The organism is Candidatus Cloacimonas sp., from assembly GCA_035403355.1.
Lineage (GTDB): Bacteria > Cloacimonadota > Cloacimonadia > Cloacimonadales > Cloacimonadaceae > Cloacimonas.
The window spans coordinates 1-13,605 of sequence record DAONFA010000008.1 but is presented as its reverse complement, the minus strand read 5'-3'; the positions used below and the strand labels follow the sequence as shown (position 1 = coordinate 13,605).

Genomic DNA, 13,605 nt, shown 5'->3' with positions numbered 1-13,605 from the left:
GTTGCTATTTAGCGAGTAAATAGTTGATGATTTTCCTTCTTCTGTCAGAGTTAATTCCTTGATGAACTTTGATTTTAAACTTGAGAGCACTGTTAATTCCTTCCAGGGAGTTAGTTGTGTTGGGGATATAGTTTTCCGGGTATTTCTGGAAGGTGAACAAATAAGGAAGATTTGACTTTATACTACGAATAGCGCTTCTCAGCTTTCTGTGAGTATAGCACCATTTTCCAGTATCTGAGTAGGTCTTTTCTTTCAAGAATTGCTTCCATTTCCACATCCACATCTCTATCAACATAGAAAACACCTCTTCCCAGGAGGAAGTTATGGAATCCACAATCTTTTGCAGTTCAATCCCTGCTTGCAGTTTCGGGTTGCAGGTTAGGTATCGGGTAATGATCTGTTTCTGGTGAAACTGGCACATTTGGATAGGAATGCCTGGAAACGCAGAAAACAACCCTTTTTTACCATCTACGACGATACCTCAAAGCTTTTTAGGGGCTTTCAGGATACGGGAAAAAGGATAAAAAGATACTGTAGATTGCATTTTCCGAGGGGTTGACGAGGACGTCAACCCTCCGATTTCGCTCTAAGGGGCTTTTGGCAGATGGCAAAGAGCGGATGACAAAGGGTTTATCAGCTATTTTTGGATATTAACTCTATAAACTTTCTCAGCCTTATAAACCCTATTTTCCGAGGGGTTGACGAGGATGTCAACCCTCCGATTTCGCCCTAAGGGGCTTTTTGGCAGAGGGCGAAGAGCGGATGGCAAAGGGTTTTCAGCCATTTTGGGATCTCAACCTTCTAAACCTTCTCAGCATTATAATCCTTATTTTCCGAGGGGTTGACGAGGAAGTCAACCCTCCGATTTCGCCCTAAAGGGCTTTTTTTCCGGAAGAACGACGTCCTCGTCGTTCAAGCACAAGAAGAGATTGACGAGGACGTCAACCCTCCGATTTCGCCCTAAAGGGTTTTTGGGTTGAGAGCGAAGAGCGAAGGGCATTATCATAAAATCCTAATATAGCTGTCTGCTGTATTCCTTGCTTAAAGCCGGTAATTTAGCGTTTAACATACCTTAATCAAGCGTTAATAATTAACGCTTGATTAAGGTTAGATAAACACTTGATTTATGCTCTCAGTTAAGAAGGGAAAAAGCGGTGATTGAACTTGAATACGATATGCAGTTCCCAATTGTAAAATATAGTTTTGTGTCTGCAAAGGTATGATATTGCATTACACGAAATTAGGAAAAAAGTAACTTGGAATTATGAGGGCATCATAAAATCGGAAATGCTAAGTGCGGGAAATTTTCGTGTAGGCAAGATGTAAGGCAATACCTCCAAAATAACCTGCAGCTGCCTGAACAATATTAACCGGCAAGTCAGCTACAGCCACTGCAAATCCCAGATTTGGAAAAACCCAGCAACCGAAAAAATAACCGGCAACCATAATGATGACTGCTATTGCCGGGAAAAAATATGTTTGCCATTTCACATCGGGTTTTGCCAATCCGGCAACCAATCCTTCCAGCCCTTTAACGAGAAGCGTTACAGGAGCAAAGACAGGGAAACCGATTAAATCAGCAAAAAAAGAACCAAATCCTCCTGCTATCAAACCTGCTTTCCAGCCACCAAAAAGTCCACTAAAGATAATAACTACATCTCCTAAATTGAAATAGCCGCCTCCTGGAACCGGAATTCTTACCAGAACGGTAGCGATCATAACCATAACGGTAAGTCCAACTATAAGATACCATTTCATTTTGTCCTCTTTATGTTTACATTTATTTTTCTAATATTATTCAGGTTTTACTTCAGAACTTGGTGGCAGTGCAAGATGCGTTCATCAATCATTTCCCCTTTCAGGGTTGCTTCGTTAATTACATAAGTAATAAGTGCTAAAAGAACAATCAGGCGTTTACGAAACTTTTTTTTCAGAGTAATTTTACCCGCTTGCTCAGCAGGAATGGAATCTACAAAAAGGCATAACTCGGAATAGGAAGAAAAGGCAATTTTATAGAGCATTTTGCCTAAAATAATATACTTCAATTTTTCTATTCCCAAAGGAAAATCTAAGAAGGTATCTATCTTCAGCCAAGTGATTAATATCTGGATAAACATTAAACTGCTTATAAGTAATGTAGTTCGCGTAATACCGTAATGAATCCAGTAATCCTTATTGTGTCCTATTTGAAAAAGAGCAAAAATAACATAAACCCCGAAAAGCAGTAAAATAAAAGGCAAGAAGTGATAAAGTTTCTTTAAAAGTCCCTTAAGCTTAAAAGTCCAAGCACTAAGCAATAATACAACTCCCAAGACAACTAACTGCACAGGGGTATTCTCCAGATAGATGAAGCAGAAGAAGACAAAAAACAAGATAAGAGCTAAAGAGACAAGCAGTAATCTATATTGAGGTTTCATAAACACTACTCCTGTTTGGTGCAAGCAACTGAAAATTGATGAGGTTAACTTCTTCAGGCACGGAAAAAGAAGAATGTTCACAAAAAATGAGACAAAAAGGGAAACCACTAGCCCTTAAATAGCGATAAATTTCTGCTAAATAGCGGTTTTCATCTACAATGCAATAAACCGGTCTGGGTTCAACAGCATAACTTTCGGAGAGATTGTTTAAAAGATATTGAATGCAATCCCATTCGCTTTTCAGCTTCAAATCCGGTTTATAAAATGCAGAATGGGATTTAATAGCATAACCCTGCAGCTGAAAAAGCTGCTGTAAATAGATTTGGTAAAATAAAAGCTTTTTTCTCTCTAATGCAGGAAACAGGCAATGCTTAATAAAAGAACTTTTCCCGCTGCCGTTTTCACCTTGCAGATAATAGATATTATCCGGCAGAAAAAACAGCTCCTGCTCTATGAGCAAACTGAAATTCTGCCAGCAGGAAACAACTCCCGGTGCAATTTTAATCATAATCTATCTTCCAGAATAATATCCTTGCCGCTATTCTTAATCAAGATTTGAATTGCTTCCCGGCGTTTAGGATCAAGGGCATTCAGCAAATTCACAAAACGGATTTTAGGTGCGGGAGAATATATTGCCAGAAGTGCCATCAAAATTACTTTCTGTCCTCCGGAAAGTTCAGTTATGCGGAAACATTTATCTATTGTCTTTCCGGTTAGCATTTCAAACCGGTCAATCAATTTGGCAGTGGCGGATTCATCCAGGTTGTAAATAAGGAGCTCATCTTTTAGCCGGTCACAGGAAATAAGCGGAATATCGGCATCAGCCACTAAATAATCAGTATGGATCATTTTAAATTCTCTTTTTAAACTGGCGGAGAGTCAGGGATTCGAACCCTGGGTACCTGTAAAAAGATACAACGGTTTTCGAGACCGTCCCGTTCAACCGCTCCGGCAACTCTCCTTGTAATTATGATTTTCTTTTACGGCGAAAAAATTCCTCCAGCAAGCAGGAACATTCATTTTCCAGAACTCCGCCGATAACTACAGGATGATGATTGAAGCTTTTATCATTCAGCACATTATAGATAGAGCCAACAACTCCGGTTTTGGGATCTTTGGCTCCATAAACAACTGTTCCAATTTTACTTAAAATAATCATTCCCGCACACATCAAACAGGGCTCTAAGGTTACATACAGCGTATAATCATATAAAAACCCCACTTCAGACATCAGAATTTTGTCAATAATGATTTTTTCACAATGGGCTAAGGGATTGGCTAATTGCCGACTACGATTATGTTCCCTTAGTATTATCCGGTTATTTTTTACAAGCACTGCACCCACGGGAATTTCATCTTCGGCAAAAGCTTTTTGGGCTTCAGATATTGCTTCCTGCATAAAAAGATAATGATTTTGGGAAGAAAGGCAAATCATGGTTTAGTATTGATTACAACCTTTGCTTTTTTCACCTGTTTTTCCATCCAGGCATCAAACCAGTTCTCGGGCAAAGTTTGAGCGTAAATGGCTTTAATCCGTTCCGGGCTGATTTTAGATTTTACTGGACGAAAAGCAGTTACTTTGGGAACGATTATAAGCTCTCCTTCTTTTATTTGCGGGGGCTCGGTTTTTTCCTGATGTGCCTTTACTGCCTGATAGTAAATATTGGTGAGGGGCTTACCTTCCCACAGGGAATCTATGGTAACTTTTTCCAGCTTTACAAATTGGTATTTTGCCAGAATTTCAGGATTGGCAAGCCAGTGCTGGACGAGCTGTTGATTTTGGTCTTTTCGGCGTTCGTTACTTAATCTTTGCCCAATTTGCGGTTTTACTTCTTCTAAGGGAAGATAATTCTTATCTTGTTTTTCCACTACTTCAAAAATTAGCCATGCAGAAAGCTCTGCTGAATATATTGGCTCCATAATATCTCCGCTACTTGCACTATCCAGATATTTGAATAGTTTACCCTTAAGATCATTGGCAGGAACAATTAAAGAATCCGGGCTCATAGCATTGGTCAGGATGTATGGAAGGTCAAATTCTTTAGCTGCCTGCTGCAGCCCGATATTTAAAGCCAGTTTCATAATTTGGCGGGCTAAGGTTTCGGGAGCAGTTAAAGTAGCAGTTTTAGGTAATGCCTGCACAAAGATAGTGTTATATAGAGTTAGGGTTTTTGTTGCCTGCATTTTTTGATAGATAATATAGCCCTTGGTATAAGGTAGGGGTTCACTGCATTTTCCATTTTCCAGTCCTGAGATAGCATCTTTAATCTCCGCAGGCAGTTCATCGGTCTTTTGATAACCGTTATCAACATAGCTGACGATTACATTTGTATTCTTGAGGTCTGCTATAATCTCCTTAATCGGAAAACCATCGTTAAGCTTATTCTGAACTGTCTCAGCAGCTATTTTGGCTTCCGCAAGTTCCAAACTATCAGGTATAATAGGAACAGAACAATAGCCCAAACGATAAAACTGCTTTAAACGGTATTGATCCAAATTTGCCTGATACCAGGCATTTATTTCTGCATCACTTAGGGCAATATCTATCCGGGAGGAATCAAAAATATAGAGTTCCAAATCCGCATTACTGGCAATAATTTGCTCTGCCTGTTTACGGATTTTAGCAGTGAGCAATTCTTCTTCAATCAGCACCTTTTGCAATTTCAGAATGGGAATAACATTTTCCTGATAGTGCTTTCTTAAGGGAGCCAAATTTTCCGGTTGGTCGGTCATCAATGCCTGTAAATAAAGGTTCTTGTTAAACTTGCCGTCAGTTTGAAAAAGCGGTGACTTGATAATATGCTCGGGAATGGAATTGGTGAGGGTATCCAAAACTTCTGTAGCGCTGGCAGAGATATTATACTTTTGATAATAGTCCTTCAAAATTATGGCTTTGGTAATATCCTTCCAGGTATCATTATGGATTTTTTGTTTTTCTTCTTTGGAAGGAGCGCGTCCCGTCTGATAGCCAAAAAAAGTATAATGACCTCGGTAGGCATCATAAAATTCCGCAAAAGTAATATCCGTTCCATTCACGGTTCCTGCTACGGAAGGAATATTATTGGCGCAGGAAGCAAGAAAAAGGGTAGCTGCCAGGGTAATTAGTATTAAAAGAGAGAACTTGTTCATTTTTCTCCTAAAAGTTTATTCTGAATTTGTTGCAGAAATTGCCATGCCTCTATGGGGGAGAGTTTATCCAGCTCAATATCTTTAATTTCCTTCAGCACGGGGTCGTTTTCACTGGCTTTATCGGCTAAAATCTCAAAAATATCAATTTGGGGCACATCCCGCACTAATTTCTTACGGATGGTTGCAGAAAGCCCCTGAGGGCTTATTTCATGCTCTTCCAGGTTTCTTAAGATTTCTTTGGCTCGGCGGATAACCTTTTCCGGAATTCCTGCCAAACGGGCAACCTGGATTCCATAGCTTTGATCAGAGCCACCTCGCTCAATTTTACGGATAAAAATCATTTCCTCGTTCCATTGCTTTACGGCTACATTGTAGTTCTTAATATCGGGATAGAGATTTTCCAGCTCCGTAAGTTCATGATAATGGGTGGCAAAAAGGGTTAACGAATGCTTATACCTCTGAATAAATTCTATAATAGCCCATGCTAAAGATAAGCCATCAAAAGTGGATGTTCCCCTGCCTATTTCATCCAGCAAAATTAGAGAATTTGCTGTGGCAGAGTGCAAGATATTGGCTGTTTCAATCATCTCCACTAAAAAAGTGCTTTGCCCCTGAGCTAAGTTATCAGAAGCGCCAACCCTGGTAAAAACACGGTCAAAAATAGGCAGGGTCATTTGCGCTGCGGGAACAAAACTGCCCATCTGAGCTAAGATAACCAGTAAGCCCACCTGCCTTAAATAGGTTGATTTACCTGCCATATTGGGTCCTGTAATAATAGCAATGCTGGTTTCCGGGTAATCCAGATAAGTATCGTTCGGAATGAATTTATCGCTCTCTATCAGTTTTTCAATAACGGGATGCCTACCGTCCGTAATATGCAGGTTTCTATTTTCTGTAAAGACAGGACGGGAATATTGATTTTGCCAGGCAAGAAATGCCAAAGAAGAGAGCACATCCAGTTCGGCAATAACCTCGCTCAATTGTTGAAAGCGGGGTAAGGACTCCGCCAATTGCTGACGCAGGTCTTTAAAGAGCTCATATTCCAGGTTCTTAATCTTCTCTTCCGAAGAAAGAACTTTTGCCTCAAATTCCTTCAATCGGGGTGAAATATAGCGTTCGCTATTGGTGAGCGTTTGTTTGGCTATATAATAATCGGGCACTTTGTTTTTATTGGCAGAGCTCACTTCTATATAATAACCAAAAACGCGATTATAGCCAACTTTCAAATTACTGATACCGGTTTTCCGTCGTTCGTCATCTTCCAAACGCGCAATCCAGCTTTTGCCGTCGTGGATTAGTTCCAGCAGTTCATCCAATTCGGCATTATAGTTCTTGGCAAAAATTCCGCCCTCAGTGATGTTAATTGGTGGATTATCGTTAATTGCCTTTTCAATGAGCTCAATGATATCAGAAAAACTGCCCATATTCTGGTTCCAGACAGCAAATTGGGGATGTTCAAAAGTGTTTAACTTGTTTTGTAAATTGCGGGCAGAATAAAGATATGATTTCAGGGCAATCAGTTCTCTCGGGTTTATTCTTAAAGAGCCCAGACGGCTTACTAAACGGGTGATATCGCCAATTTCTTTTAGGATAAGTCGCAGTTCTTTTAAATGGCTGCTTTTATCTATGCAGGATTGGATGATGTCCTGCCGAAAAGTAATATCCTTAATGTCCAAAAGAGGATGCAACAGCCATTGCTGTAACAGCCGCGAACCCATGGGAGTTATTGTTTGGTCTATAACAGAAAGCAAACTGCCGTATTTTGTGCCGTAGCGTAGAGAACGAACCAGTTCCAGATTTCTTCTGCTGATTTCATCCAACTGCATATATTGGGAAAGTGAATAATATCGTAGCGAAGAAATATGATTCAGGGGAGAAGTGTATAGCCCTTGCACATAAGCCAAAGCAGCTCCTGCAGCCGTAGCCCCCAAGGTTCTATTATGCGCTCCGTAAGGTTCCAAAGTAGTTACCCCGAAGTGTTTTTTAAGGGTGGCAATTGCCTCTTGGGGTTGAAACTGCCAGCTGTCAAAAACAGATATCGTAGGCAGGGTCTCAATAGGTAAGCTTTTCACGAATTCTTCGGTAGCTGCACTATCTACAATCAGTTCCGGACTATGAAATCTTTGCAGTTCGTTTACTAATTCTTCTTTATCCAATTCCGTGAAAAAGAAATCCCCCGTGGAAATATCCAAAAATGCCAACCCTATCTTACGCTGAGGATCGGTATAGTAAATGGAAGCTAAAAAAACATTGTTACTACTTTCCAGAAAGGATTGATCCAAAACAGCTCCGGGGGTAATGATTTCGGTTACTTCCCGTTTTACTAAACCGGTTGCCTTTTTAGGGTCTTCTGTTTGTTCACAAATTGCAACTTTCAGCCCGGCTTTAATCAGTTTATCCAAATAAGTGGTTAATGAATGATAGGGAAAACCGGCAAGGGGAACAGGATTTTCGTCGTTCTTATTTCTTGTGGTTAAAGTAATATTCAGAATTTTAGCAGCGGTGTGGGCATCTTCAAAAAAGGTTTCGTAAAAATCGCCCATCCGAAAAAGAATAAGCTTGTCAGGATGCTTTTCTTTCACCGCAAAATACTGTTTCAGCATCGGAGTTAGCTTGTTCTCTTCCACTTTTTAATATGCCGTAATAAAAGAATTGATGTTATTGGTTGCCAGCAGTTCTTTTGCTTCTTCCGCTTGGGTTCTATCAGGAAAAGAACCGCAAACGACAACCCAGCTTTTTTTCCCTCCGCTTATTTCTTCATAGTAGGCAGCCGGAATATTAAGCAGCCGAATGTTGATTACTAAACGATTAGCATTGTTTTCCAAAGAGAACCTTCCTGCCTGTAACCAGTAACCGTCTTTCGGTTTTTCTTTCAGTTTTACCGGAGTATCTTGTTTCGTTTCAATTTTGCTTACTGATACAGGAGAAGCGGACTTTGGTTCAATTTTTTGAACCTGGAGTAAGGAATCCTGAGCACTCTCTTGAGCTATAACAATCTGCAATTTCGGATAGGGATAGAGGAAGCTGATATCTACATTCGGTTTACGGCTTTTTATTTCTAACAGACGATCCTCAATCAGATCGGCAACCTGAGAATACCTATCCAGTTCGTAACCTTTACGATATGTAGAAATTGCGTCTAACTGTTTATCAGATTGTTCATAAGCATAACCGAGACGGTAATAAAAATACTGTTCATCTATTTCCGGTAGCCGGGCATTTTGCAATTTATTTAAAGTAGTTACAGCGCTATATGCTTTTTTTTGTGCCAGGTAACAATCTGCAATCAGATAATATGCTTTCTCGGCAAATTCTCCCCGAGGTTCTAACCGCAGATAATTTTCACAGTTATTGATAGCGGTTGCATAATCATCCTGCCACCAGGCACATAAAGCAAGCCAATAAAAGCGTTCCATCAATTCGGAAGAAGTTATCCGTCTTAAATATAAGGATGCTTCTTCAATCCTGCGTTCTAAGCAGTATATTTTGCCAAGCTCCAATAAGGACTTCTGGGTATAGCTACTTTTGGGGAATTTCTCTATCAGTAATTGGTGGGAGGCAATTGCCTCTTCCGTTTTTGTTTTCAGCAAGGCATTATAAAATCCAATGCAGGCACGTTCTTCATCATTTGCGGGTTTTAAAGTGCCGATGCTTTCTGCCAGTTCATCAATTTTTCCCGTATTATAAAGTTCTTCCAAATTCTGAAATTCTTTTCTCACGGAACTTAAGGCAAAACCGCAAAGCGCTGTTAACAAAAAGAAAAGGAAAATGCGCTTCCTAACGGCAGAGGGACAAGTGTTCATCAATTACTCATTGAAGTAAGCAATTCTTCGTTGGTCTGGGTTACCTGCATTTTTTTACGCAGGGTTTCTATTCCCTGAATAGGGGAAATGGTCTTTAAATATTTACGCAGCACATACATCCGGTTCAGTTCATTTTGCGAAAGGAGTAATTCTTCCCGCCGCGTTCCGCTCTTGATTAAATCTATGGCAGGATATAATCTCATATCGCTGATGGAGCGGTCTAAAACCAATTCCATATTACCTGTGCCTTTGAATTCTTCAAAGATAACCTGATCCATTTTACTGCCGGTATCAATTAAAGCGGTAGCGATAATAGTTAAGCTACCTGCTTCTTCAGTATTACGAGCTGAACCAAAGAACTTTTTGGGTTTGATTAGTCCGTTGGCATCAATTCCACCGCTTAAGACCTTTCCGCTGGAAGGGGTTATGTTATTATAAGCTCTTGCGAGCCGGGTGATGCTATCTAAAACAATTACAACATCCTGATTTAATTCCACCATTCGCTTGGCTTTTTCTAACACCATTTCACTAACTGCTGAATGATTTTTGGGGGATTCATCAAAGGTGGAACTGATTACTTCTCTGTTACCGGGTTTAAGGATTTTTTTCATTTCGGTAACTTCTTCGGGGCGTTCATCAACCAGCAAAACGATTAAATAAACTTCAGGATGATTGCTTAGAATGGCATTGGCTGTATCCTGCAGCAATGTTGTTTTTCCTGTTCTGGGGGCTGCTACAATCAAACCGCGCTGACCTTTGCCGATGGGTGTGAAAAGGTTAATAAGCCGGGTGCTGTAGTTATCCTTATTAAATTCCAGGTTTAAGCGTTCCACTGGATAATAAGGAGTTAATTCATCAAAAGGACGCAAATTCAACATACAATCGGGAGCCAAATTATTCACCGCTTCCACTCTGAGCAGAGCATAATATTTTTCTCCTTCTTTAGGGCTGCGAACAGGTCCGCTAACCATATTTCCCGTTTTAAGACCAAAACGCCGGATCTGCGTTAACGAAACATAAACATCATCGCGTCCTGCAGTATAGTTATTTTGGGGAAAGCGCAGGAAACCGAATCCATCGTCCATAATTTCCAAACAGCCGGATACGAAAGCAAGCCCTTCCTGAGCCGCTTGAAATTCCAGCATTTTAAAAATTAGTTCGTTTCCTTTATATTGAGTATAGCCAGGCAAACCGATTTTTTTTGCCAAGCGGGATAGTTGAAGTTGATTCAAGCTGAACAGATCTTCTTCAAACAGCATTCGTTATCTCCTTTGTCAGTTATTAGTTAGAGTATTCTTTTGCACTTTTTTATAACCGGTTACAGCCAAACGGCAAGCGCTGGCATAACCAATGTTTTTAATGCGTTCAATCAATTCCAGACCTTCTTTAATTAATACTTCCGTATTCTCCAATGTCTGCAGGCGTTTTATGATATCCTGACAGTTTTGGAGCAAAGCAGAACGATTTTTTCCGGGGTCATCTACCGGAACATAGAAATCCGTAATCTGCACTTTTTTTAAGGGAAGCTTTTTCACTATTTCCTGTAATTCCTTACGGGTAAATGTTTTTTGATGGTAAGCACCGAACAGCCGATCTACAGAGGCAACCCAATGGTGCATTAAAATATGGGTTTCCTGAGCAGGGGATTGTTCTCCATCGCAATACATTTCCGTTATCAGCATTAAGCCATCAGGTTTTAGCACTCTTACCATTTCTCCGAGCACTTTTTCCCGATTTTGAATATGGTGTAAGGCATCTGAGATACACACCGTATCAAAATAGTTATCCTCAAACTGCAAATCTTCCAAATTCATCCGGAAAATCTCTATATTATTTTCCGGAAAAATCTTCTGGGCATAATCCACACAGCGTTGCGAGGCATCAACTCCAATAATTTGGGTGTAGGATTTTAAATGTTGTTTGAGAGTTGTAATAAAGTCACCTTTTCCGGTAGCTGCATCCAATACATTACCGCCATCTACTTTGGCAAGAATTTTGATGATTTCATTCATAACAGAACTCCTCGCTGATATTTTAGATATGGGATTTTTGCCTCTATGTTTTTCTTCTCTGATTGTGCAGTTCTGAGGACTGCCTGCATGTCTTATTTATTACGATCCTATTATTTTAGAGCAGCACTTTTCCGTCAAGTATTATCTTTCACGGGGATGTTTAAATTCGGAAAATGACGAATTAAATTACGATAGTGTTTTCGGATGGTAGCCATAAATCTTGGCTCGTTGTAGTTAGCAAGGGTTTCCAATGCCTGTTTACGACCGTATTTATAAAATTCGGCTGCCTTGTGAAAAGCAAAGGGCTTTCCAGCAGGCATTCCTGCCTCAATTACAATATCAGGACTGAATGTAGCAATATCCCTGATTGCCAGATATGCCTGATTTTGCAAAACCGCATTAAAAATTATTTCGGTTCTGCCCAAATGCTTTCTTTTGCCCGGGTCTGTTCTCTCCAAATTAATAAAACTTGCATTTTTTGATGCTTCCGGCAAAACATTAACGGCAATTACTTTATCTTCCGAAAGCACAGAGGAAAAAGCCAAAGGCAAAGGATGCTCCACACCTCCATCAATAAATAGATATTGTTTAAATTTATAGGGAGCAAAAAGAACCGGCAACGAAGTTGAAGCTCTCAACGCATCAGCATACAGTCCTTTGTTAATAAGAATCGTGCTCTTACTTATTAAATCATAAGCACAGGCAATAAAAGGAATTCTGCTTTCTTCAATTGTTTTGCCTTCGGTCAAATTTAGAAAGAAATTCCGCAATAAACGCCCATCAAAAATGCCACTGATAGTTCTATCTAAACTGAGAGGAGAAAATGCCTTAGTATATTTTATCTTGGTTGCTATTTCATAGATCTGAGCAGAACTGAATCCAAAAGAATATAATCCACCAATAATACTGCCCATACTGCTTCCAATTATACCGGTAATTTCAAAGTTCTCTTCTATCACACTTAAAACTCCGATATGGGCTAATCCTAAGGCAGAACCACCACCTAAAATAAGAGTTGCTTTTTCTTTCATTTTTTATCTATCCTTTGTTTTTGTCATTAAAGCAAAAGAAAGCTAAACAGTCAAGCTTTATTTAGCATTGGTTCTGTTTCTTTTGGTTTTTATAGCGGGGTAGGATAAGTTGCTGTGTCAAAACAAGAACAGAGTTGGGTTGGAATTGTTCAGAAATTGTTGTTTCGAGGTTGAATTTTTGTTTTAACTCTAAACAAACAGCTTGTTTTGACTTACAATTTTGCCACAGCCATCACTGAAACCACAACTCACAAATTGCAAACAATGGCAACCGCACTTTTACTGGTTTCCTCATTTCAAAATTGTGAGTTAAAACAAGAATCCTGCACACAGGCAACCGCATTACACCAACCCCTCAAATTCCACAATTGTGAAAGAATGTCCATTTTCACATTTCCAGAGTTGGGTTGGAATTGTTTAGAAATGGTGGTTTCGGGGCGAATTTTTGTTTTAACTCTAAACCGAGCTTCAGCTTTGACAGTTTCGGACAAAAGATAAATTTCCTGTTACCTCTGCATCTCGTTGCAAACCACAACAGGATCGGTTTAGAGTCAAAACTCCCCAGCTTTGACAGTATCGGACAAAAGATAAATTTCCTGTTACCTCTGCATCTCGTTGCAAACCACAGAAGAATCGGTTTAGAGTCAAAACGCTCACAGCTTTGACAGTTTCGGACAAAAGATAAATTTCCTGTTACCTCTGCATCTCTTTGCAAACCACAGAAGAATCGGTTTAGAGTCAAAACAAACAGCTTGTTTTGACTTACAATTTTGCCACAGCCATCACTGAAACCACAACTCACAAATTGCAAACAATGGCAACCGCACTTTTACTGGTTTCCTCATTTCAAAATTGTGAGTTAAAACAAGAATCCTGCACACAGGCAACCGCATTACACCAACCCCTCAAATTCCACAATTGTGAAAGAATGTCCATTTTCACATTTCCAGAGTTGGGTTGGAATTGTTTAGAAATGGTGGTTTCGGGGCGAATTTTTGTTTTAACTCTAAACCGAGCTTCAGCTTTGACAGTTTCGGACAAAAGATAAATTTCCTGTTACCTCTGCATTTCGTTGCAAACCACAGAAGAATCGGTTTAGAGTCAAAACGCTCACAGCTTTGACAGTTTCGGACAAAAGATAAATTTCCTGTTACCTCTGCATCTCGTTGCAACCACAGAAGAATCGGTTTAGAGTCAAAACGCTCACAGCTTT

13 protein-coding genes and 1 tRNA gene are annotated in these 13,605 nt (G+C 39.8%); all 14 read right to left on the bottom strand.

The features are described from left to right. Positions 1-4 precede the first annotated feature (4 nt). Entirely contained in the window at positions 5-421 is a 417-nt protein-coding gene (locus PLE33_03550; GenBank protein ID HPS60318.1) for a hypothetical protein, read from the bottom strand. A gap of 869 nt (positions 422-1,290) precedes the next feature. Further along, complete coding sequence (locus PLE33_03545; GenBank protein ID HPS60317.1) at positions 1,291-1,758, bottom strand: ECF transporter S component; 468 nt, start codon at positions 1,756-1,758, stop codon at positions 1,291-1,293. 47 nt (positions 1,759-1,805) lie between these two features. Beyond that, positions 1,806-2,417, bottom strand: a complete 612-nt coding sequence (locus PLE33_03540) for a transposase (protein ID HPS60316.1) — start codon at positions 2,415-2,417, stop codon at positions 1,806-1,808. Further along, positions 2,401-2,925, bottom strand: a complete 525-nt coding sequence (locus tag PLE33_03535; GenBank protein HPS60315.1) for a hypothetical protein — start codon at positions 2,923-2,925, stop codon at positions 2,401-2,403. Before PLE33_03535 ends, PLE33_03540 begins: the two co-directional genes overlap by 17 nt. After that, entirely contained in the window at positions 2,922-3,266 is a 345-nt protein-coding gene (locus PLE33_03530) for a hypothetical protein (protein HPS60314.1), read from the bottom strand. The genes PLE33_03535 and PLE33_03530 overlap by 4 nt, the downstream gene beginning before the upstream one ends. A gap of 20 nt (positions 3,267-3,286) precedes the next feature. Then, positions 3,287-3,378, bottom strand: a tRNA-Ser gene (locus PLE33_03525). A gap of 6 nt (positions 3,379-3,384) precedes the next feature. Further along, positions 3,385-3,852 (bottom strand): tRNA adenosine(34) deaminase TadA, encoded by a 468-nt coding sequence (gene tadA, locus PLE33_03520; GenBank protein HPS60313.1) that lies wholly within the window; start codon positions 3,850-3,852, stop codon positions 3,385-3,387. Next, positions 3,849-5,546 (bottom strand): peptidylprolyl isomerase, encoded by a 1,698-nt coding sequence (locus tag PLE33_03515; GenBank protein ID HPS60312.1) that lies wholly within the window; start codon positions 5,544-5,546, stop codon positions 3,849-3,851. The genes tadA and PLE33_03515 overlap by 4 nt, the downstream gene beginning before the upstream one ends. Further along, complete coding sequence (gene mutS, locus PLE33_03510) at positions 5,543-8,149, bottom strand: DNA mismatch repair protein MutS (GenBank protein HPS60311.1); 2,607 nt, start codon at positions 8,147-8,149, stop codon at positions 5,543-5,545. Before mutS ends, PLE33_03515 begins: the two co-directional genes overlap by 4 nt. Positions 8,150-8,176: 27 nt before the next feature. Beyond that, positions 8,177-9,301: an SPOR domain-containing protein gene (locus PLE33_03505; protein ID HPS60310.1), complete on the bottom strand. Its 1,125-nt coding sequence runs from the start codon at positions 9,299-9,301 to the stop codon at positions 8,177-8,179. A gap of 47 nt (positions 9,302-9,348) precedes the next feature. Beyond that, on the bottom strand, positions 9,349-10,608 hold the full coding sequence (rho, locus tag PLE33_03500; protein HPS60309.1) for a transcription termination factor Rho: 1,260 nt from the start codon (positions 10,606-10,608) through the stop codon (positions 9,349-9,351). A 15-nt stretch (positions 10,609-10,623) separates the two neighbouring features. Further along, positions 10,624-11,361, bottom strand: coding sequence for a class I SAM-dependent methyltransferase (locus PLE33_03495; protein ID HPS60308.1), 738 nt, complete (start codon positions 11,359-11,361; stop codon positions 10,624-10,626). Positions 11,362-11,495: 134 nt separating this feature from the next. Continuing rightward, entirely contained in the window at positions 11,496-12,392 is an 897-nt protein-coding gene (locus PLE33_03490) for a patatin-like phospholipase family protein (protein ID HPS60307.1), read from the bottom strand. 938 nt (positions 12,393-13,330) lie between these two features. Beyond that, on the bottom strand, positions 13,331-13,605 hold a 275-nt coding region (locus PLE33_03485), incomplete at its 5' end, for a hypothetical protein (protein HPS60306.1).

Excerpts from the sequence above, each read along its gene's own strand:
- PLE33_03550 (HPS60318.1), bottom strand. The coding sequence starts at position 421 with ATGTGCCAGTTTCACCAGAAACAGATCATTACCCGATACCTAACCTGC.
- PLE33_03545 (HPS60317.1), bottom strand. The coding sequence starts at position 1,758 with ATGAAATGGTATCTTATAGTTGGACTTACCGTTATGGTTATGATCGCT.
- PLE33_03540 (HPS60316.1), bottom strand. The coding sequence starts at position 2,417 with ATGAAACCTCAATATAGATTACTGCTTGTCTCTTTAGCTCTTATCTTG.
- PLE33_03535 (HPS60315.1), bottom strand. The coding sequence starts at position 2,925 with ATGATTAAAATTGCACCGGGAGTTGTTTCCTGCTGGCAGAATTTCAGT.
- PLE33_03530 (HPS60314.1), bottom strand. The coding sequence starts at position 3,266 with ATGATCCATACTGATTATTTAGTGGCTGATGCCGATATTCCGCTTATT.
- tadA (HPS60313.1), bottom strand. The coding sequence starts at position 3,852 with ATGATTTGCCTTTCTTCCCAAAATCATTATCTTTTTATGCAGGAAGCA.
- PLE33_03515 (HPS60312.1), bottom strand. The coding sequence starts at position 5,546 with ATGAACAAGTTCTCTCTTTTAATACTAATTACCCTGGCAGCTACCCTT.
- mutS (HPS60311.1), bottom strand. The coding sequence starts at position 8,149 with ATGCTGAAACAGTATTTTGCGGTGAAAGAAAAGCATCCTGACAAGCTT.
- rho (HPS60309.1), bottom strand. The coding sequence starts at position 10,608 with ATGCTGTTTGAAGAAGATCTGTTCAGCTTGAATCAACTTCAACTATCC.
- PLE33_03495 (HPS60308.1), bottom strand. The coding sequence starts at position 11,361 with ATGAATGAAATCATCAAAATTCTTGCCAAAGTAGATGGCGGTAATGTA.
- PLE33_03490 (HPS60307.1), bottom strand. The coding sequence starts at position 12,392 with ATGAAAGAAAAAGCAACTCTTATTTTAGGTGGTGGTTCTGCCTTAGGA.